Below are 21,488 nucleotides of genomic sequence, written 5' to 3'. Positions count from 1 at the left end.
AAAATAAGTAAGTGGCGTCCCCAAGGGGATTCGAACCCCTGTTACCGCCGTGAAAGGGCGGTGTCCTAGGCCTCTAGACGATGGGGACACATAAATGTGTCACTAGGACAGTTGATAAGTTTAACTCACATCATGAGCTTTAAGGTAATTGCGTTTAATACAAGTAAAGACTCGAGCTTTAATTGTGACGCTATTTTCTCGGTAAAACCGCCTTTAACTAATAAAAGTNTCTCGGTAAAACCGCCTTTAACTAATAAAAGTTAAGTGGCGTCCCCAAGGGGATTCGAACCCCTGTTACCGCCGTGAAAGGGCGGTGTCCTAGGCCTCTAGACGATGGGGACACAGAAAACTGCTACCCTAGGACAAAACACTAATTTTTGGTGGAGCCATGCGGGATCGAACCGCAGACCTCTTCACTGCCAGCGAAGCGCTCTCCCAGCTGAGCTATGGCCCCAACTTAATCAATACCCGTCGTGATAAACACATCGTGTATCGCTTAGTGCGGGGCGCATTCTATGCACCACCCAAAATAAAGTCAACAGTTTTTTACCTAGCTTTATTTAAATGGTTTAATTTTCAACAAACTGGCTATCAAGCGTGCTAAAAAATACAATTTGAATAAGATTCTAGCCCTACTGCTTATAATAACATCACTATATCGCAGCGAATACTTAACAACACCCTACTCCCCTATTTAATGCAACAAAATTGCATCAAAGCAAAGGTATACATTTATATGCAAATTGAACTTATCTAAAAACTACCAATTAAGGCCCCGCCAATCGCCTTAATCTTTTAAAAGTTACAATTGCTTATAATAACCAAAACTTAAATGTGGATTTGAGAGTACCCGCAGCCTTTACTTGCTTATTAACCAGCGTCACTCGTACTAAAAACTCGATTATTGTTTGAAGAATATTTTTTAAAGAGCATTGTAGCTTCGTAATGCTATGTACAAAACTTCAGGGCGTGTTGATCTTTGGTGGGTGAATTTGCAGCAGTATGTTTGCTTTTTAGGCAAGGCAGAGCCTATTGTAGTTTGGTTATTACCCATGAATAGGCGATAACGCCGCATAAAGTCCAAACATGCGCTGCCCTTTGGGTTCAATCCACAAAGGTCAACACGCACTAGTTATGTGTGATCTATTTAGTCTTAATCCGAAGGCTATTAGTGAAGTATGAGTATTTACGATTTGGCTAGGTTGGCTTATAAAAATAAAGTAAGTACAAAAATAGAGTTTAGAATGCTGAAAATAGCATTTGTTTTGGGAAGTTTAGATTAAATTCATTTTTAAAGGACCGCTCTATTCACTAAATAACTAGCCCTAATATTAATCCATCTTGCTCATAATCATAAAAACGACTCCAGTAAAAAAAACAATAAGTATCGTGAAGCTAAATTTAAGATTAATAAAATACAATTCCCTACTCACTTTTAGGAGCTTATTAGGTGCTTAATTGAACTGCAATATCAAATTTGATGATAAAATAGACTTCAACCATATCCTATTGTTTATAAAACCTTCATTCAGCACATTTTTATCATTCAAGTGTTGACACATTTTCAACTCTATCTATAATAGCGCCCCACAACAACGCAGCAATGCAATGTTGTTTAGATGTGGGTGATTAGCTCAGTTGGGAGAGCATCGCCCTTACAAGGCGAGGGTCACTGGTTCAAGTCCAGTATCACCCACCACTTTTTAATTAAAGTGTTCACATCTAAATTCTATACGGGTCCTAAGCTCAATTAGAAAAAAGAGAGCATCACCGCTACTTATAAGCAACAGTGAAGTTCACTGGTTAAAGTCCAGTACTATTTATTTTAATAGTAGCGTTTTAATTTATATGTGGGTGGTTAGCTCAGTTGGGAGAGCATCGCCCTTACAAGGCGAGGGTCACTGGTTCAAGTCCAGTACGACCCACCATTCTTAGAATGGTGCATATTACAAGAAAATCTAAATGGGTCGTTAGCTCAGTTAGAAAAAAGAGAACATTACCGCTATTTACAAGTAACGGCGAGGTTCACTGGTTAAAGTCCAGTACTATTTATTTCAATAGTAGCGTTTTAATTTATATGTGGGTGATTAGCTCAGTTGGGAGAGCATCGCCCTTACAAGGCGAGGGTCACTGGTTCAAGTCCAGTATCACCCACCACATATAAAACCTATTATTATATAATAGTCGTGTTTTAAAATTGTAATATGGGTCGTTAGCTCAGTTACAAGAAAAGAGAGCATCACCGCATTTTATAAAAGATGGCGAAGTTCACTGGTTAAAGTCCAGTACTATCTATATAGGTAGTAGCATGTAATATGGGTGGTTAGCTCAGTTGGGAGAGCATCGCCCTTACAAGGCGAGGGTCACTGGTTCAAGTCCAGTACGACCCACCATTCTTAGAATGGTGCATATTACAAGAAAATCTAAATGGGTCGTTAGCTCAGTTAGAAAAAAGAGAACATTACCGCTATTTACAAGTAACGGCGAGGTTCACTGGTTAAAGTCCAGTACTATTTATTTCAATAGTAGCGTTTTAATTTATATGTGGGTGATTAGCTCAGTTGGGAGAGCATCGCCCTTACAAGGCGAGGGTCACTGGTTCAAGTCCAGTATCACCCACCACATATAAAACCTATTATTATATAATAGTCGTGTTTTAAAATTGTAATATGGGTCGTTAGCTCAGTTACAAGAAAAGAGAGCATCACCGCATTTTATAAAAGATGGCGAAGTTCACTGGTTAAAGTCCAGTACTATCTATATAGGTAGTAGCATGTAATATGGGTCGTTAGCTCAGTTGGGAGAGCATCGCCCTTACAAGGCGAGGGTCACTGGTTCAAGTCCAGTACGACCCACCATTCTTAGAATGGTGCATATTACAAGAAAATCTAAATGGGTCGTTAGCTCAGTTAGAAAAAAGAGAACATTACCGCTATTTACAAGTAACGGCGAGGTTCACTGGTTAAAGTCCAGTACTATTTATTTCAATAGTAGCGTTTTAATTTATATGTGGGTGATTAGCTCAGTTGGGAGAGCATCGCCCTTACAAGGCGAGGGTCACTGGTTCAAGTCCAGTATCACCCACCACATATAAACCTATTATTATATCAATAGTCGCGTTTTAAAATTTTAATATGGGTCGTTAGCTCAGTTGGGAGAGCATCGCCCTTACAAGGCGAGGGTCACTGGTTCAAGTCCAGTACGACCCACCATTCCTAGAATGGTGCATATTAAAATGTAATTTGGGTGATTAGCTCAGTTGGGAGAGCATCGCCCTTACAAGGCGAGGGTCACTGGTTCAAGTCCAGTATCACCCACCAAATTACATCAAGCGGTTAATTTGATAATAAAGAATTAAATAACAGGCATACCTATTATATGTGGGTGATTAGCTCAGTTGGGAGAGCATCGCCCTTACAAGGCGAGGGTCACTGGTTCAAGTCCAGTATCACCCACCACATATAAATACCATCAGACAACCTCTCTAGTAATAACTCTTTCTTCGCATATTAAATACATTTAAGAACTTCATAAAAACTCAATATATAATACCAATCTGCTTATATATGGGGTCTATTTAACGTTAAGAAAATTACACTAGAACTAGGCAAAAGTTTTTGTATCTAGTTGTTCTAAATAAAAAATTTTTAACGACGTTATAGTGCAATTTAATTCGTTAAATTGATCAAAGATTTATGCAGGTTGGTATAAGTCGTATGTAATTAAGTCACTGGTATCAAGCCAAGTAATCACCCACCACATATAAATACCATCAGATAACTCTTTAAATGACAACTTCTCTAGTAATAACTCTTTTCCCATATTGAATACGTTTAACTCCTCTTTTTACCTTAAATACATTTCATATTTTTATTAAAATCTAAATTTCCATATCAAAGCACTCATCAAATATAGCGTTATCAATTTTACTTATTTAGTTTTTAATTATGTTATTCGGCTCAGTACCTTCGTAGTTAGATAAACGTATTAGGCAAAGTTAACTACCTAATAAATACAGCTATCATTTAAATTCCCTTGTAAGGAGTTAAACTGTTGATTATAGTCTGTGTTAAATACAATCACGCTTAAGCCAATGCCAACTAAGATCTATTCAAAAGCCAAAATACTTATAGTAGAGGAGCAGCCACTTGCTCAAAGCTATATGAAACAATCGTTAGAAAGGCTTGGCTTTCGGCAGTTGCGCTTTGCTGATCATGCAAATTCTGCAAAAGAGCAGTGTTTAAGTGAAGAATTTGATCTAATCGTTTGCTCATTCAACTTAAATAAACACCAAGATGGCTACCAGCTTTATGAAGAGCTACGTGTAAAGCAACTCATAAAAAGCTCGACTGGCTTTATTTTTATCTCAGCAGAAACAAGTGGCTCACTCGTTCATAGTGTTCTTGAGCTGCAACCTGATGACTTTTTAGTTAAACCTTTTACAGTACAAGAGCTTAAAATACGCATTGAACGAATCCTAAAGCGTAAACACGACTTACAAACAGTGTATTCATTAATTGATGATGGTAACGATTCAAAAGCTATTAAGTTTATTGATACCGCTCTGGATAAAAAAAATAATAATTACAGCCCTATCCTACTTCGCTTAAAAGGTGATGCCTTACTTCGCTTAAAGCGCGCTCAAGATGCGAAAGACTTTTTTAAGTCTGTTCTCGACATTCAAAAATTTGCTTGGGCAAAAGTAGGCTTAGTAGAAGCACTTATAGCGAATAACGAACATATTTTGGCGCAGCGAATGCTCAAAACAATGTTAGAGCGCCAAGAAACTCGTTTAGTAGCCCTTGATTTGTTGGGCAGATTAGAAATAAAGCTAAATCAATTTGAGCTAGCACAAAGCTTTTTAAGCCAAGCTGCAGAAATTGCACCACGCAATATTTCACGTCAAAAATCGCTAAGCAATGTGTCGCTAATTAATCACGACTACGAAAAAAGCTACTTAACTCAAAAAGATATAGCCACCTTTGCAAAACATTCAATACACGACCACCCGGATGTATATTTAAATGCAGCTCGTGCTGGTATCGACTTTGCGCTAACGACGGATCAAACCGATCAAATACAGCGAATTTCAAGGCAAACTAATCAGTACATTAATGATTTAAAAAAACAGTTTCCTAATAATGCGAATCAAGCTCAAATTGATGTACTTAATGCACGACTTCATTATTTAAAAGACGAGCACCAAAAAGCTAAAAAGCTAATTGAGCAGCTTGATGATGACGATACTCACATCCGATCGGTTGATGGCGCACTTGATAAAGCAAAGGCGTTTCATGAGTTGGGGTTTCATCAAAAGGCACAAGCCTTATTCACTCAAATAATCAGCCACTGTGAAAGACACCCTGCGGTTAGCGACACAACTTACTTGCGTTATATTCAGCAGCAACAAAGTGAGCGACGCGATATTAAAATGGGTCCAAAAGAGCTTAACAACCATGCCGTTAGTCAATTTAATAAAGGCCAATTAAATACTGCGTTGGAAGCTTTTACACAAGCATTTAGAGTCATGCCTCGTAATCAAAATATCGCACTTAATTTATTACAGTGTTTATTTGATTCAACCAAGCAATCTGGCAGCTCATTCAACATAGAACTTGCTAAAAGATGCTACGCCCTTCTTGATAAAGCTAAGTTACAAGCAGATCAGACGCAGCGTTTAGATAAGATTTTACATATAGCAAAAGAAATGAATTTAGATATTCAAAGCGCTAGTAAATAAAATATTAGAGTTTTTTCATTGATCCGGCATTAACGCAATAACGTAAACCTGTTGGCAATGGGCCATCTGGAAATATATGCCCTAAGTGCGAATCACACACGTTACAAACCACCTCTATGCGCTCCATACCATGACTTGTATCGCTTACATAACCAATTGCTTCAATTGTTGCAGGTTGCGTAAATGACGGCCAACCAGTACCGCTATCAAACTTTTCATCTGCATCAAACAATAGATTATCACAGCAAATGCACACATACTTGCCAGGTTCGAGCAATGTACAACTACCCGAGCTACCTGGGCGCTCTGTTCCCTTTTTACGTGTTACGTAATATTCATCTTCTGATAGTTGCATACGCCACTGCTCATCAGTTTTGACTACTTTTTTACTCGGGGTAGGATTGCCGTTGGTGGCAAAATTAATAACATCATTCCACTTCAACATAATAACCTCATTGAATAGTTGATTAGCGGTACTTTCTAAATTTATAGAAAAGTATCACCAAGTATTACGTTTTTGAATAGAGCGAAGATCAGCCTAATCAAAGGTAATGTTTTGCTTTTCTGAATCGGTAAGTATTCGTTTAATAAAACTAGCTAGTTCTGCTTTTTTTACAGGCAAACTAACGCTCATTTGACGCTCGTTATTACTATAAATTATTAGCCCATCATCCTTTGTCGTTATACGTTCAATACTCTCAATAACTAACCAATCTGGACCGTGCTTTTTATCAAAAAATCCCATCAAACTAAAAAGTAATAAGTGCTGGGCATCTCGTTGAATAAAATCTTCTAACCTATTTCTTGATTTAAATAGCGGGGTAAGTCTATAAATACTTGAACAAAAAATAAATATCCATAATCCAAATAACACTTTAAACCACATAAACTCTAAAAGCTCAGTGCTAATCATTAAAATAACAAGCACTAATCCTATTAGCGAAACCGCTATCGCTATTTTTTTATTTACAGCGTCCACATCTAATCCCTTTTAAGTCGCTTTTTTTCTTCTGATGCTTTTTCTGTCGGCTCAGGCCAATCATTAAAAAAAACAGTTAAATAACGGCTTTTCATCAAATACCACAGTACCCATAAAACAATCATCATTTGTATGGCTAAAAATGGTGAAAATCGATAATGACTATGCGCAGCTTGAACACTTAACCATGTCAAATCAACAACGGCGCATAAAATAAGGGGCCAACGCATATGTCGCCATACTTTTGCTAACCTGTCGCTCGCACTATGCGAATCTCGAGGCCTGCGTAAGCAAAATAAAATAGTCGGTATTATTGCAACACTTCCGATTGCTATTGCGATAAAAAAGTCATTTTTATTTTTAAAAAATAACGACATTAAATCCAGTTCAGGTCTGCGGCTTAAAGCCGCTATCACCCAAATAAAATAGCCGCGTAAAAGCACAAGCACACTTAAATGAAATGCAATAGGTGTACGGTAACTTCCGTACTTATCCCAGTATTCTGGCCCATATCGGCTCATTTTTGTTTTCCTAACCGTTATGCTTTATGAGCAGCTCTATTAACTCATCTTCCGTTAGTATGTCGATACCTAGGTCTTGCGCTTTAGTTAATTTTGAACCTGCTTTTTCACCTGCTACTAGTGCATCTGTTTTAGCCGATACACTACCCGATACTTTGGCGCCTAGTTGCTGTAAGCGCGCTTTAGCATCATTACGATTAAGTGTATTAAGCGTACCTGTAAGTACATAAGTAAGCCCTGCTAGCGGCTGTTCTTCCTCAGAAGGTGCACTTAGCGCTGGCCAATTTACGCCTTGTTCTATAAGCGCATTAACAACTGCTAAATTATGCTCTTCATCAAAAAAGCCACGAACATGAGCAGCTACAATTTCGCCTACATCGCTCACCTGCGTTAAACTATCAATGCTGGCATTTATTACATTTTCAAGGGATAGGAAGTGATTTGCTAAATTTTGTGCTGTTGCTTCACCGGCTTCACGAATACCCAAAGAGTATAAAAACTTAGCAAGCGTAGTGCCTTTAGCCTCTTCAAGTGCTGTTACCAAATTTTTAGCCGACTTAGGTCCCATGCGCTCAAGTGATTCAAAATGCCCTTGTTTTAATATAAACAAATCAGCAGGTGTTTTTATAAGTTCTCTATCGACTAGCTGATCAACAATTTTATCGCCAAGACCATCTATATCCAGCGCTTTGCGCGAAGCAAAGTGCTTAATAGCTTGCTTACGCTGTGCAGGACATACAAGTCCACCCGTACAACGGGCTACAGCTTCGCCTTCTACTTTTTCAACATGGGAGTCACAAATTGGGCACGTTACAGGAAACTCTATATCGCGTGCATTATCAGGGCGGCGTTCAAGCACAACTTGAGTTATTTGCGGGATCACGTCTCCTGCGCGGCGAATAATAACTGTATCGCCCACTTTTACACCTAAACGAGCAATTTCATCGCCATTATGAAGTGTTGCATTTGATACTGTTACGCCACCTACAAAAACAGGCTCTAAGCGTGCAACCGGTGTAATAGCACCCGTACGCCCAACTTGAAATTCAACATCAAGTAGTTGGGTTATTTCTTCTTGCGCTGGGAATTTATACGCAATAGCCCAGCGAGGAGCACGCGCTACAAAGCCTAAACGCTCTTGTAAGGTCTTTTGATTTATTTTTATTACTACGCCATCAATTTCATATTTAAGCTCACCACGGCGCGTTAAAATATCACTGTAATACTCAAGCGCCGCTTGTGGGCCTTCAACTAGTTTTGTTTCAGGGCAAAGCGGTAATCCCCAATCAGTCAACTTTTCTAATTGCTGATAGTGATCCTCAGGAATATTGCCATCAGCAACAAGCCCCGTACTGTAAGCGTAAAACATAAGTGGCCGTTTGGCGGTAATTTTAGAGTCGAGCTGACGTAAGCTACCCGCTGCGGCATTACGTGGGTTAACAAATACTTTATCACCACGTTTCTCAGCTTCGCTGTTTAATTTGTCAAAGCCCGCGCTGTCCATAAACACCTCACCGCGCACTTCTAGTTCTTTTGGATAATCGCCACGTAACTTAAGGGGTACATTACGAATTGTTTTTACATTTTGAGTAATGTTTTCACCAGTAAAACCATCGCCTCGAGTAGCTGCCTGTACAAGCACACCATCGCGATAAATAATCGATACAGCTAAACCATCAAGTTTTGGCTCACAACAAAATGTAAGCTCATCGGTACTCATTAAACGCTCTTTTATACGGCGGTTAAATGCAGTGAACTCTTCTTCACTAAAGGCATTATCAAGCGATAACATGGGCACTTGGTGCGCTACTTGTTCAAATTTACTAAGTGCTGCACCGCCTACTTTTTGTGTAGGTGAATCGGCGGTTAAAAATTCAGGATGCTCGGTTTCAAGTGCGCTTAGTTCGCGTAATAACCTATCGTATTCAGAATCAGGAATACTGGGGGTGTCGAGCACATAATAATTATAGTTGTGTTGCTCTAATGTAGTACGAAGATGATTAACTTGCTCACTAATGCTGCTAGACATTTAAACCTCAATAAACATAAAAAAAGCCACTTTGACGATTCACCGTCCAGTGGCTTATAAAAATATAATGTATGCGTTATTTACGCTGAAAAAGAACGAACCTGCTCAACATATTGTCTTACGCGATCTACTGTCATTTCATTTCGCTCAGCATCTAAAATTTGTGCACCAAATTCATCCGCTAACTTTTTAGCTGCGCTGTGCAACATATTAAATGCAGCTAGACCATCGCCGTCGCACGGTAACGTCATAAATAAGCTTACCCCAGCGGTACTAAACTGTTCCATATTATCAATATCAAACGTACCTGGGTTGTACATATTTACTAATCTAAATAAAACAGGGCCTTGACCAGCCGGATCTAAGTGGCGATTAAAAAAGCCTTCCTCAGAATATTTAAAACCTAAAGTGTTAACTGCCGGCAATAATTTACTGCCCTGCATACTAAGCTCTTCCGGCATTTGAATATGTACAATAACAAAGTCAGACATTTGGGCAGGTGCTTCTTCAGCGCTTTGCTCTTTTGCTTCTAGGTCATCAACTATTTCTAGGTCATCTTCAATCGGCACTTCTGGAACGCTTGTATCTATTTGCGGCTCATTTGCATCAAAGTTAAGCTCACCAAACTGTGGCTCATCACGTTCGTTTTGCATTAGCTCTTTTGGTTCAGCCTCAGTTCGAAACGGTTTAGATGAAGCTGATGCGCTTTCTTGTAATGGTTCAACCCGCTCGTTATCAGATACTTCTGGGCGGTCTTTTTTTCTCACAGACCACAATCCATGTATTAATAAACCACCAATGACAACTACACTGATAATGATTAAAACCCATCTTAATTGTTCGGCCATCCCCTCACCTTTTATTATTTGATATGCCTAAAACCTGTATATTAATTAAAAATAATACACTTGTTATAAAAATTTATGCATGTGCAAGTTGCACAGCCTGCTCTATATCTACAGCAACCATACGCGATACGCCAGGTTCTGCCATAGTAACACCTGTTAATCTACCAGCCATTTCCATCGCAATTTTATTATGACTAATATAAATAAACTGCACTGATTGTGACATTTCTTCAACCAAACGGCAAAAACGCACAACGTTGGCATCATCTAATGGTGCATCTACTTCGTCCAGCATACAGAAAGGAGCTGGATTGAGCCTGAATATAGAAAACACTAATGATAATGCGGTCAGCGCTTTTTCTCCACCACTTAACAAATGAATTGTTGAATTTTTCTTACCCGGTGGTCGTGCCATTATACTAACACCACTTTCGAGTAAATCGTCACTGGTTAATTCTAAATACGCACTACCACCACCAAAAACTTTAGGAAATAGCTCTGCAAAGTCTTCGTTAACTTGATCGAACGTCGCTTTAAAGCGTATTTTGGTCTCACTATCAATTTTACGAATTGCACCTTCAAGGGTACTTAACGCTTTTGTTAAATCATCTAATTGATTATCAAGATAATCACTACGAGCTTTAGCTAAATCAAATTCTTCAATTGCCGCTAAGTTTACTGCACCTAATTTATCTAACTGATTAGTAAATCCGGTTAACTGATTTTGCGCTGCACTTAAATTCAATGAATCAGGTAATTCATCAAGTATTGCTTTTAAGCTTTGCTTTAGCTCTTCTAATGGCTCGAGCGCAACTTGCGCTTTTATTAGTAAGCTTTGCTCTTCAATTTTTAGCTTTTGATGCTGCTCTTGCAAGCCCACCAGCTCACCTTGTGAGTTTTTAAGACTTGCTTGCTTGCTATTTAAACTTTCTTTAGCGTGAGCTAATTCTTTTTGTAGCAATACCAGTGCCTGCTCGCCTTTTTGATGCTGCGCTAAAAACTGCGTTATTTTATCGCCCAGTTCTTGCTCTGGGATCAGCAGCTCTTCTATTTCATTGAGTAATTCTTGCGCACCTTCAGATGCACTAACGTGCTCTTGCTCTGCATGGCTCAATTTGGTTTGGCTTAACTGCCATTCACTGCGTGCCTTTTGCTCTGAGAGCGTTGCCTTATGCGCTTGCGTTTTATATTGCTCAAGCATGCTTAATGCTTCGCTATAACTTTTATCACTTTGTGAGCGCAGGCTATTTGCAGCGTCTACCTCATCCGCTAAGTTAAGTTGCTGCTCATTTAACACTTCAAATTGCTCTGTTTGCTCATCAAGCACTTTATTTAATTGCAAAAGCGCAGTGGTTAATTGCTGTTTTTGTTGCTGTAACTTTTCTAGTTGCAGCTTAAAGTGCGCTACTTGCTGTTTGAGCATATCGCTGCGTGTACCGGCTACTGCTATATTTTGCGCAAGCTCATGTATGGCTTCTTTTAGCTCGCTTTGCTCGTTAATTAACTTTATTTGATCAGCTGTATGTTCATCACGAGTGTGTGTTACTTGTTTTAGCTCATCCTCGGCATTGGTTAACTGCTGAGCTTTATCCTGCAATTGCTTATGTTTTAAAAGTAATGAGTTTTCTGCATTTCGATCGGCACTTACATGCCAGTTACGACCATATAAAGCACCGTTTTTATCCATAACGGCTGTATAATAAGCATCTTTTAAGAGCGTTAGATCACCGCTCTCGCTATAAGCAATGCGCGTTAAATGATCTGGGTACACGCCGCTTGTTATGAATGCAGCTAAGCTATTTTCAGCAATGTGCTTACCACTAATTGGCCACACACTATTATCAGCTTGCTGCTGACTTACATTTAAGTTCTCTAGCGATTTAAGTGCTTGCTCTATTAAGGGCTCAAAGTCTTCTTTAACACTTAGCTGATTAAACAAACCATTAGTACTTTCACTTTCTTCATCAAGCCCTAATGTACTTTTAAGCCCTGTTATACTAGCTTTTAACTCGTTTATTGTTTGAGTAAGCGTCGAATATTGCTTTTGTGAGTTATTAACACGCTCATTTTGCACTTCAAGCTTAGCACTGCACTGCGTGTGCGCTGTTTGTTTAGCAGCAAGTTCTTGGGTTAATGTTTGTGTTTGCTGTGTTTGCTGCGTTAATTGTTGTTCTACATCGCTACTTTGTAAGTCAGTAAGCTGCGTATTTAACTGATCAATTTGCTCGTTAACGTGGCTTATTTGCTGCTGAGTTTGTTTAATGTGACTGCTATGCAGTTGCGCATTATTATTAAGTTGTTGCTGTTGCTCACACAAAGTTTGCCAGTGTGTATTGTGGCGCTGCTTCAGTGCTAATAATTCCTCAAGCTCATGCGTTAACTTCCTAACTTGCTCTTCGCACATTAACGCGTTTTCACTTGCCTCTTGCAGGGCTTCATTTAGTTGCTCGCACACAATTTGCTGCTGCGTTTTAACTTCAGTGCTATGGGTTTGGCGTTGCTGTAATTTAATTAAATTTTGTTTAAGCGTTTGAGTTTGTTGCTTTACATTTATTTGCTGTTGCTCAGCGCGGGTAAGCTCGGTGTGTATTACATGTTGCTGATGCTGTGCATCGCTTAGTTTATCTTGCTTGGCTTGTACTTGCCCTTCTAAGCTTGCAAGTACATCGTCATGCCCTGAGTTAGCAGTTTTAAAAAAAGAAATTTGATCGTTCAGTTTTTTAATTAGAGTACTTTTTTCAAGTTGTTGCTGATGTAACTTTTGCCATTTTAAAACCGCAATTTGCCCTTTTAGCGTTCGCTCTTGCGCTTTTAACTCTCGGTATTTTTTTGCATCAACTGACTGCACAGCGAGTTTATCTAACTGGCTTTGCAGCTCTTTACGCACATCTAACAAACGTTCAAGGTTTTCGCGGGTGCTTTTAATGCGTGTTTGTGTTTCGCGGCGGCGCTCTTTGTATTTAGAAACACCAGCGGCTTCTTCTAAAAATACACGTAATTCTTGTGGTTTACTTTCTATTAAGCGCGAGATCATCCCTTGCTCAATAATCGCGTAACTACGCGGACCAAGACCTGTACCTAAAAATATATCGGTAATATCACGCTTACGGCATTTACTGCCATTTAAAAAGTACAGCGATAGCCCGTCGCGCGTTACTAAGCGTTTAATTGCAATTTGGTTTCTGTCGGCAAATGTATTAGAAGGACTACCTTTATCGTTATCAAAAACAAGCTCTACAGAAGCTTGTGATATGGCTTTACGATTAGTTGAGCCATTAAAAATAACGTCGGTCATGGCATCGCCACGCAGGTTTTTAGCAGAGCTTTCACCTAGCACCCATCGTACTGCATCAATAACGTTAGATTTGCCACAGCCATTAGGGCCTACAACACACGTCATTTGATCAGGAAATGGAATTTTAGTGGGCTCTACAAACGATTTAAAGCCCGCTAATTTAATAGTGCTTAAGCGCATCTTATTGTTATTACCAATTTATTATTGTTATTTGTCATAAACAATTTAACCCATAATTTACTAATAGATTAAGCTTGTCGTTTAAAGTTATCTAAAATAATACCGGTCGCCATTGCAACATTAAGTGACTCTGCTCCACCAAAAGCGGGAATGGTGATTTTATTGGTCACTAACTTTGCACATGTCTCGCGTATACCATGCGACTCACTGCCCATTAGCAAAACGCCTGAGCCCGTAAATTGGGTTTTATGTACACTTTGTCCATCTAAAAAAGCACCGTAAACAGGTAAATTTAAAGACTGTAAGTAATCAGGTAAATCTACTTGGCTTACCGATACCCTTACAAATGAGCCCATTGTGGCGCTAATTGTTTTAGGGTTGTAAGCGTCTGCGCTGTCGGTGCTAGTTACTATATGTTTAATACCGTACCAATCAGCTACTCTAATTATTGTGCCTAAGTTACCAGGGTCTGATACGCCATCAAGCGCGAGTATTAAGCCATTTGCTTGTGGTAAAGCTGCCTTTGGCATATCAACAATAGCAATGGCTGCATTATTGCTAACTAGCGTGCTCGCTTTAGTGAGGGTCTCTTCATCCGCTTCAATAAAATTAGCGTGCTGATACTCACCTTGGTACGCATTTATAAATTCGTTTGTAGCAAAAATATTAACCGCATTTAATGGGCTGTTTAATAACTCAAGTACGTTTTTTTCACCCTGTACAAGGTATTGATTATATTGCTTTCGGTACTTTTTTTGGCCAAGTTGGCGAATAAGTTTGAGTTGGTTTTTTGAAATCATAACAGCCCCATAAAATTATCCAGCAAGTATAACAGATTTCGTTATAACATCTGAACTCGAAAAGCAGCGAATAGGGCTAATTTATCTTACTCGCACTTCTTTCAAAGGTCAGATTAATGCGAATAAACATCCCTTTTATTGCCTCTAATTGGTTTGAATCACCAACAGATGCGGCTAATTCGTTATAAAGATTATCAGACGCTTGCTTAAAGTTTTCATCAAACTTACCTTTGGTAGCCAGCATAAATGCATCAGCCAACGTGCGTTGCCACTCATTTAAATATTTTAGCTTTGTGTCACCAGCAAGATTTTCGCAAATTGAGTTTAATCGCACTGAGGCATGTCCTAAGTTTAAACCGGTTAGGGCAAGGTCAGTAATGGCGCGTGAGTGTGAGCCCTGATCGTAATTAGTTAAGCGTATTAACCTATCTGCCATGCGGCGGTTGTACCAAATACTCGGAGTTTGATGGGTATTTATTTCGAGTAAATCTTTATAGGTAGCCTTAAAAACACGATGAACAAGTAACTGAACACTTGGCCCTGTAAATAACTGAAAAATCCAAAATAAAATACTCACGCCAGCAAAAATCGCGATTGCAGAGCTGAGTGTATAATCAATTGAAAAAGCTAGGCTCATATCCGTGCTGGGTCTAACCAAAATAGTAAATGGAATACAAAACCCTAAGCCGTATGGCAGCGTTTGTTGATCAGCGAGTAACAGCAAACCCAAAAAATACGGACCAGCTAATACAAGCAACAATATTTCTAATTGCCCACCACTTTGCGACAGTAAATTTAACGCATAAAAAATAGTTACAAAAGTAGCAACAATTATACCTGCCAATAAACGTTTAATTACAACCTGTAAAATAGCCAAGGGTATTCTCGACAGCATTATCGAAAATATGACCGGTAATATCATAATTAATAATGCAGCTGAAGAACCTGTATTAATCCAAATAAATGCGCCGATAGAAAACACCAAAGCAGTTCTAAATCCAACAATAATGCCAGCTAATGGGTCGCGATATGTAAGCATACTGGGTGCATTTAATAATGTTTTATCGCGTTGTTCTAAAGCTCTGTATGCCCGTAGTAAAATTGTTAAGTCGGCTGCCACTTCTAAGCTCACATTGAGCATGTGAGATTCAAATGGCGAATCACACATCGTATTTGCTCTATAGTCGGTTAGCTCTTTACGCAGCGTTTTAACTTGTTCGGCGCAGTAATCAAAATCGTCAGATTCTTTAATTTGCGCGAATACGTGTTTAAGTTTACTTATTAATTTGTCTAATGTGGGAGTAATAAGGTCTGCGTGGTTTCGTTGCAGGCGACCAATTATTTGAATTGAAGCCAGTAAAGAAAGTACTTTTTGCGACAATTGATTTGCAGCACGTGAGCGCCCTGGACCTTTTGGCCCTTCGTACCTTACTGCGCTGGAGTCTTCGTTTATTGATCCTAATGTTGCCATAATGCCATCTATTTGCTGATGGCGATTTTCGTGCGAGCCTTTAGAATCAAGCTCAGTTACTAAATAATCTAACGTTTGGTTTATAACCGACCGCGCTTGTACTTGCAGTAAGTGTTTAACTTTTACAGGCCAAAACAAATGGCTCACAAGGCCTGCACATATTGAGCCTATTACTATTTCACTCACGCGCGCTTGTGCAATATCAAATATGCTTTGGCTGCTCACCATTGCCGGAGTAACCATGACTAAAAGTACAATAATAGCGGCTGTTACACCTGCCATAGCAAACGCATAAACAAAGTTTGCTTGGCGTACCATTGCCGATAACGCAGAGTTTACCCCCAACCATAATGCCAATGCACCGAGCGCTAAATAAGGGTAGAGAATTAACTGAGTTAAAAGCAATATGCCAAATAAACCACCCACTATGGTGCCTATTATTTGGCAAATTGCTTTTTCAATAACCAATCCGCTTTGCGGGCGTAATTGCAAAAATATAGCCGAGACTAACGCCCAATAAGGTCTTTCAAGATTAAGCCACATAGCAATAGTAAGCGCCATTACCATGGCTATAACGCCCTTAGTCGCAAAAATAATTGCCTGTTTTTTAGGAAAAAACAAATTTTGTAATACAACGCCCACTGTCTTCCCCTTAACGTGTAGCGAGATGTATTGTGGCGGTCATTCCTGCGCTTAACTGTGTATCTTCGCGCAATGAATCTAACTTAATATCAACAGGAATACGTTGCGATAAACGTACCCAATTAAATGTTTGTTGTACTTGTGGTAAAAGCTGCCCGTTACTTTGTGTATTCGTATTTGCAATTGCTTTACCTACACTCACTACATGCCCCGTTAATTGCTTACCACCGCTTAGAAGCGCTATTTTAGCTTTTTGATCAGGATAAATAAGCGGTATTTTACTCTCTTCAAAGTAACCCGTTACGTAAAATGAATCTGACTGCACGATAGCAAACACAGGTGTGCCTTGAGCTACATAGTTACCTTGGCGTAAATTCAGATTAATTATTTGTCCCGATGCAGGCGCAACAATTTTAGTTCTATCAACATTTAATTGCGCAATTGTTTGCTCTGTTTTAGCTAGGTTATAATTTGCCTCAGCAATTTTAGTATTGATACGTGTTGATTCTAGCGTTTCTTCACTTATTGCCTGTTGAGTGTTTAGCTCAACACGTCTTTCGTATTTATGTTTAGCAAGCTCCCATGTATATAGCGTATTTTCTGTATTGGCTTTACTTTTATCAAGCGCTGCTTGGTAACGCTTTTGATCAACATTAAAAAGTACTTCGCCTTTTTGTACGTTTTGACCATCTTTAATGTTTAAAGCAGTCACCCAACCCGACACGTCTGGAGCAACTGTAACTATGTCTGCTCGAATGCGACCGTCGCGCGTCCAAGGAGTATGCATGTAGTCAGTCCATACCCAACGCCCAGCAAAAACCGCAGCTATAACAACCAAGATAGTAAAAGTAATACGCAGATATTTAATCATTCAATTTATCTTCCACTTAGTAAATAGACGGCCAGTGCCAAGTAACAAACAAATAGTGACACTTCAAACCAAGCCACTTTCCAAATACGGTCATGCCAATCTAGTCGATGCAAAGCAAAACGAGTCAGCGCTGTTAAAATAAACGCAATTGGGAAGTAAACAATCAGCGGGCTAAACTCTAATCCCCCTAACACGACTGCTTGAAACATAATAAATATCCTAATGTTATTTAAAGCGGTGATAAAAGCTGTAAAACCTAAATAAATTTACATCCTCACTACTCTTACAATCTATTATTTTGGCATATAAATCAATTAGCTTAATTGTACGTAGGTGTGCTTAATACATAATTAATGCCATTACATTTAAGCAGCATTAACTATGTATAGTAGCTAAATCGCATATTAAAAAGCTAAAGATCCCAGTTACCAGCCAAATAAATAAAACCAGCGAGGTTTATTTATAAAAAAGTATTAGAGTATTTAACTCAATACTTAAAACGCCTATTTATGGCTGTTTACAGAAGGGTGAGATAATTATAAACATTGAATTTTGCACTAAAAATGGGTAAATTAACAAAAAAACAACATGGATATAATTTTAATGGAATCAATACACCCTACCCCATCTGAAACAACCCCACCAATAAATGAGCCTGCTGAACCAATTTTTAGCGGAAAAGTGCAGTTTAGTGGTAAAGGCGGTGAGTTTTTTGGAATTTGGATTGTAAATATATTACTTAGCGTTATTACGCTTGGCATATACTCAGCGTGGGCTAAAGTACGTACGCATCGCTATTTTTACGGCCACACCCGTATAGATGGTCATAGCTTTGACTACCTAGCAACGCCAATACAAATTTTAAAAGGTCGGATTTTAGCGGTTATTGTATTTTTTATTTATACATTTTCTATTAGCTTTATGCCTATTTTAGGCCTGTTTATTGCTCTTGGTTTTATCTTTTTAATGCCATGGATTATTAACCAAGGTTTACGTTTTAATCTGCGTATGACCCGCCATCGTAATGTTCGCTTTGCTTTTAAAGGCAGCTATGGCGAAGCCTTTGTTAACTTTATACTTTTACCTATTGCCAGCATATTTACGCTTTATTTATTAATGCCTTACGTTATAAAACGTATTGATAGCTATATCCATAGCAATATTAGTTATGGCGACAAACCGCTTACTGTAAATCTAAAAGGCGAAACCTATTACTTAACAGCGCTTATTTGCTTTGTAGTGAGCTCTATCACCATGGTGGTATTTATGGGGATTTTAGGATTATTTGGCCTCAACTTAGTAGATATTGAAAATCAACAAAATTTAGAAAACTCTGCAGCTATGGTTATGCTTCCTATCTTTATGATGATTGCCTATGTGCTAATGATTGCCATTGTTTCTGCTGTATGGCACGCCGCTATTAGAAATCACATTTTTGATAACAGCTATTTTGAAGGCGTTGCTACATTTAAATCAGAGCTAAAACCAATTCCTTTCGCTGTTTTACTATTAACTAATATGTTGGCTATTGTATTTTCTTTAGGCCTTGCATACCCATGGACAAAAGTACGTACATCAAAAATGCTCGCTGATGTAACTAACGTCACTATTTATCCTGGTGCATTAAACCTAATTGATACCGCGCAAGAACAGCAATCATCATTTGCTGAGGAAGCTGCAAACGTATTTGATATTGACCTTTCTCTAACTTAAGAGCTCACTATGCATGTAAAGGGACATTTTTTCCCCATCGCATCGAGTAACTATCAAGTGTGTGTTGCAACTATTAGCGACACACACATTGAAGTTATCAACGATGAACACGTTATAGCTCGCCACGCAATCTCAAGTCTAAAATTAAGTTCGGGGATGGCAGGACTTGCCGACGAACTAAACTTTGAAGATGGCAGTCGTTTTATTCCTCAAAATGTAAGTTACAGATGGCCATTTAAAGAAAATAACCATCACATAATGGAGCGCCTTGAAAAAAGTAAATGGGCAATTTTAGCTGCAGTCATATTTACACCGCTTTTTATGTGGTTAGTACTTTATAAAGCGGTACCGGCCATTGCTGTTTACAGTGTTGATACCTTGCCACGAAATGTTGTGGAACAAATGGGGGAGCAAAGCTTTACACTAATTAAAAAGATTGCGCTTGACCCAAGCGAGCTGCCCGCAGAGCAACAAGCTAAAGTACAAGCGCATTTTACAAGTATGCTTAATGCGTTATCGCTTGATCAATCGGTTTATAGATTATCGTTTTATAAATCAGACAGCTTTGGTGCTAACGCGTTTGCACTACCCCATGGTCGTATCGTGGTCACAGATGATTTAGCAAATTTACTTGCCGATAAACCCAATGCACTAAAAGCGGTATTGCTACACGAGATGGGCCATGTAGTCCACCAGCATAGCGTACGTATTACAGCACAATCTGCCGCAAGTACGATTGTGCTAGCGGTTGTATTTGGTGATTTAGAAGGGGTTGCAGAGGTTGCATTAGGTACGGGTGCATCGTTTGCTCAGCAAGGGTTTTCACGAGATATGGAACGCGAGGCAGATACCTTTGCACTCATTCAATTAGAGTCGCTTGGGTATTCGAGTAATGATTTTGCTGATGCAATAGAAGCGCTGCAAGAAAGCCATACCAGCGAAAACGAGCACCTCGAAAAAGTAAATGACTTTTTAGAGTATTTATCTAGCCACCCAAGTGCACAAGAGCGTATTAATAATGCTAGGAAATAATCGCGGTTATATTCAACTTGCTCGTTACATAGTGAGTTTAAGTTGGATATATCATGGCTTTTTTCCAAAGCTTTATCATATTGCACCACTTGAAAAATTAATGACTGGCAGTGCTGGTTTTTCAGCAGAAGTGTCTGACTTAATTACACGTTCGGCGGGTTTTGGCGAAATTATATTTGGATTGTGTTTATTTGTGTTTTATAAAAATAAACACTTAGTAATTTTAAATATTTTAGCATTAATTGGCCTTCTACTCGCTGTAGTTGCAGTGCAGCAACAATTGCTTATTGAAGCATTTAACCCTGTAACTACTAACCTGCCTCTTATTGGGCTAAGCGTTATTTGGTTAAAGGAAATTAAGCTGCTGAATAATCGATACCTCTAAGTAAAAAAAGGGTATGCAAGCGCATACCCTTTTTTGTAGTATTTAATTTGTAAAATTAGTACTTATTTTTATGCGTCCACAAATGCAGTAATTCGCTCGCAATGGTTGCTGCGGCAATTGCGGTAAGCTCACTTTGGTCGTACGAAGGTGATACTTCTACCACATCCATACCTACCATGTTTATGCCTTTTAGCGCACGCAGTACTTTAAGTACTTTATCTGACGTTAAACCACCGCACACAGGAGTGCCTGTACCAGGCGCAAACGCAGGGTCTAAACAATCTATATCAAACGTTAAGTAAACAGGTAGGTCACCTACTCGTTCAAGTATTTGCGCTGCAATATCATTTGCATGTAAATCGTTGGCTTGCATTGCATCAATCACAGCAAACTCATGTTTACTTTGATCAAAGTCGGTACGAATACCTATTTGTATACTGTGCTCAACATCAATCAGCCCTTCCATTGGTGCATGATAAAACATAGTGCCGTGATCAAAACGCGAGCCATTGCTATAGGTATCGGTGTGCGCATCAAAGTGCACTAACGCCATTTTGCCATGTATTTTTGCATGAGCGCGTAATAGCGGAAGCGTCACAAAGTGATCGCCCCCTAAACCTAATAGCGTTTTACCTTGGCGAAGTATTTGCTCAGCAGCCATTTCTAGTTGCGCAGTAAAATACTCAGGATCGCCAACAGGGTAAGTAAAGTCCCCTGCGTCTGCCACTTTTAAACGCTCAAATAACGGGAACGTCCACGGGTACTTAGTGTCTTCCCATGCTAAATGAACCGACGCACGACGAATCGCATCCGGACCTAAACGTGCACCAGGGCGACCCGATGTCGCTAAATCAAACGGTAAGCCTAAAACGACTACGTCTGCATCAATTGCATTAATATTTTGCACCATAGGACGACGCAAAAACGTCATCCCATTTGAGTACAATGAGTGATCTGCGTGACCAAACAAAGTCGACATTGC

Annotated in this window: 16 protein-coding genes and 13 tRNA genes; 14 read left to right on the top strand and 15 right to left on the bottom strand. The window is 39.1% G+C overall.

Annotated features, from left to right (window positions below; translation table 11 throughout):
• Positions 1-12 precede the first annotated feature (12 nt).
• The 3 genes from I6F45_RS18925 to I6F45_RS18915 form a co-directional block, all read right to left on the bottom strand.
• Positions 13-88: transfer RNA gene (locus I6F45_RS18925), tRNA-Glu, on the bottom strand.
• Positions 89-265: 177 nt separating this feature from the next.
• A tRNA-Glu gene (locus tag I6F45_RS18920) sits at positions 266-341 on the bottom strand.
• A gap of 37 nt (positions 342-378) precedes the next feature.
• Positions 379-454: transfer RNA gene (locus tag I6F45_RS18915), tRNA-Ala, on the bottom strand.
• 1,169 nt (positions 455-1,623) lie between these two features.
• On the opposite strand from I6F45_RS18915, the gene I6F45_RS18910 reads away from it, so the two are divergent.
• The 10 genes from I6F45_RS18910 to I6F45_RS18865 all read left to right on the top strand — a co-directional run bounded on the left by I6F45_RS18910 (position 1,624) and on the right by I6F45_RS18865 (position 3,458).
• A tRNA-Val gene (locus I6F45_RS18910) sits at positions 1,624-1,699 on the top strand.
• Between the two features lie 153 nt (positions 1,700-1,852).
• A tRNA-Val gene (locus tag I6F45_RS18905) sits at positions 1,853-1,928 on the top strand.
• Between the two features lie 153 nt (positions 1,929-2,081).
• Positions 2,082-2,157: transfer RNA gene (locus I6F45_RS18900), tRNA-Val, on the top strand.
• Between the two features lie 160 nt (positions 2,158-2,317).
• Positions 2,318-2,393: transfer RNA gene (locus tag I6F45_RS18895), tRNA-Val, on the top strand.
• Between the two features lie 153 nt (positions 2,394-2,546).
• Positions 2,547-2,622, top strand: a tRNA-Val gene (locus tag I6F45_RS18890).
• Positions 2,623-2,782: 160 nt separating this feature from the next.
• A tRNA-Val gene (locus tag I6F45_RS18885) sits at positions 2,783-2,858 on the top strand.
• A gap of 153 nt (positions 2,859-3,011) precedes the next feature.
• Positions 3,012-3,087: transfer RNA gene (locus I6F45_RS18880), tRNA-Val, on the top strand.
• Positions 3,088-3,136: 49 nt separating this feature from the next.
• Positions 3,137-3,212, top strand: a tRNA-Val gene (locus I6F45_RS18875).
• A gap of 32 nt (positions 3,213-3,244) precedes the next feature.
• Positions 3,245-3,320: transfer RNA gene (locus tag I6F45_RS18870), tRNA-Val, on the top strand.
• 62 nt (positions 3,321-3,382) lie between these two features.
• Positions 3,383-3,458 (top strand) — tRNA-Val (locus I6F45_RS18865).
• Positions 3,459-3,693: 235 nt separating this feature from the next.
• Here the strand turns inward: I6F45_RS18865 and I6F45_RS21545 are convergent.
• Positions 3,694-3,822: a hypothetical protein gene (locus tag I6F45_RS21545; protein WP_269435025.1), complete on the bottom strand. Its 129-nt coding sequence runs from the start codon at positions 3,820-3,822 to the stop codon at positions 3,694-3,696.
• 271 nt (positions 3,823-4,093) lie between these two features.
• On the opposite strand from I6F45_RS21545, the gene I6F45_RS18860 reads away from it, so the two are divergent.
• Positions 4,094-5,740: a tetratricopeptide repeat-containing response regulator gene (locus I6F45_RS18860; RefSeq protein WP_197161669.1), complete on the top strand. Its 1,647-nt coding sequence runs from the start codon at positions 4,094-4,096 to the stop codon at positions 5,738-5,740.
• A 4-nt stretch (positions 5,741-5,744) separates the two neighbouring features.
• Here I6F45_RS18860 and msrB read toward each other — a convergent pair whose 3' ends face one another.
• From msrB to I6F45_RS18810, 10 genes are all read right to left on the bottom strand, one after another.
• Complete coding sequence (gene msrB / locus I6F45_RS18855; protein WP_165741984.1) at positions 5,745-6,185, bottom strand: peptide-methionine (R)-S-oxide reductase MsrB; 441 nt, start codon at positions 6,183-6,185, stop codon at positions 5,745-5,747.
• A gap of 93 nt (positions 6,186-6,278) precedes the next feature.
• Positions 6,279-6,719: a hypothetical protein gene (locus tag I6F45_RS18850; protein ID WP_197161666.1), complete on the bottom strand. Its 441-nt coding sequence runs from the start codon at positions 6,717-6,719 to the stop codon at positions 6,279-6,281.
• Between the two features lie 2 nt (positions 6,720-6,721).
• Positions 6,722-7,240, bottom strand: coding sequence for a DUF2919 domain-containing protein (locus I6F45_RS18845; protein ID WP_165740837.1), 519 nt, complete (start codon positions 7,238-7,240; stop codon positions 6,722-6,724).
• Between the two features lie 10 nt (positions 7,241-7,250).
• Entirely contained in the window at positions 7,251-9,269 is a 2,019-nt protein-coding gene (gene ligA, locus I6F45_RS18840) for an NAD-dependent DNA ligase LigA (protein ID WP_197161663.1), read from the bottom strand.
• An 80-nt stretch (positions 9,270-9,349) separates the two neighbouring features.
• Positions 9,350-10,117, bottom strand: a complete 768-nt coding sequence (zipA, locus tag I6F45_RS18835; RefSeq protein WP_165740835.1) for a cell division protein ZipA — start codon at positions 10,115-10,117, stop codon at positions 9,350-9,352.
• Between the two features lie 73 nt (positions 10,118-10,190).
• Complete coding sequence (locus tag I6F45_RS18830; RefSeq protein ID WP_197161659.1) at positions 10,191-13,592, bottom strand: chromosome segregation SMC family protein; 3,402 nt, start codon at positions 13,590-13,592, stop codon at positions 10,191-10,193.
• A 68-nt stretch (positions 13,593-13,660) separates the two neighbouring features.
• Positions 13,661-14,392 (bottom strand): RNA methyltransferase, encoded by a 732-nt coding sequence (locus tag I6F45_RS18825; protein ID WP_010555372.1) that lies wholly within the window; start codon positions 14,390-14,392, stop codon positions 13,661-13,663.
• A 76-nt stretch (positions 14,393-14,468) separates the two neighbouring features.
• The gene (locus I6F45_RS18820) at positions 14,469-16,505 is read right to left on the bottom strand and encodes an FUSC family protein (RefSeq protein ID WP_197161654.1); all 2,037 of its coding nucleotides are present in this window, start codon (positions 16,503-16,505) and stop codon (positions 14,469-14,471) included.
• A gap of 10 nt (positions 16,506-16,515) precedes the next feature.
• Positions 16,516-17,376: an efflux RND transporter periplasmic adaptor subunit gene (locus tag I6F45_RS18815; RefSeq protein ID WP_197161650.1), complete on the bottom strand. Its 861-nt coding sequence runs from the start codon at positions 17,374-17,376 to the stop codon at positions 16,516-16,518.
• Between the two features lie 5 nt (positions 17,377-17,381).
• A complete protein-coding gene (locus I6F45_RS18810) occupies positions 17,382-17,585 on the bottom strand; it encodes a DUF1656 domain-containing protein (protein WP_008171772.1) in 204 nt (67 codons plus the stop codon).
• A gap of 394 nt (positions 17,586-17,979) precedes the next feature.
• Between I6F45_RS18810 and I6F45_RS18805 the strand changes: the two genes are divergently transcribed.
• From I6F45_RS18805 to I6F45_RS18795, 3 genes are read left to right on the top strand one after another with little or no spacing between them, the layout of a single operon-like run.
• Positions 17,980-19,089, top strand: a complete 1,110-nt coding sequence (locus I6F45_RS18805; protein WP_007584000.1) for a YjgN family protein — start codon at positions 17,980-17,982, stop codon at positions 19,087-19,089.
• A gap of 9 nt (positions 19,090-19,098) precedes the next feature.
• Positions 19,099-20,121: a M48 family metallopeptidase gene (locus I6F45_RS18800; protein ID WP_197161646.1), complete on the top strand. Its 1,023-nt coding sequence runs from the start codon at positions 19,099-19,101 to the stop codon at positions 20,119-20,121.
• Complete coding sequence (locus I6F45_RS18795; protein WP_165728888.1) at positions 20,108-20,506, top strand: DoxX-like family protein; 399 nt, start codon at positions 20,108-20,110, stop codon at positions 20,504-20,506. Before I6F45_RS18800 ends, I6F45_RS18795 begins: the two co-directional genes overlap by 14 nt.
• Before the next feature lie 55 nt (positions 20,507-20,561).
• Here the strand turns inward: I6F45_RS18795 and speB are convergent, their stop codons facing one another.
• A complete protein-coding gene (gene speB, locus I6F45_RS18790) occupies positions 20,562-21,485 on the bottom strand; it encodes an agmatinase (protein WP_007583987.1) in 924 nt (307 codons plus the stop codon).
• Positions 21,486-21,488 lie beyond the last annotated feature (3 nt).

It is taken from the genome of Pseudoalteromonas sp. SWYJZ19 (genome assembly GCF_015864375.1).
Taxonomy (GTDB): domain Bacteria; phylum Pseudomonadota; class Gammaproteobacteria; order Enterobacterales; family Alteromonadaceae; genus Pseudoalteromonas; species Pseudoalteromonas arctica.
Note: the sequence above shows the minus strand (reverse complement) of the source record. Positions and strands in the feature narration are given on the sequence as shown.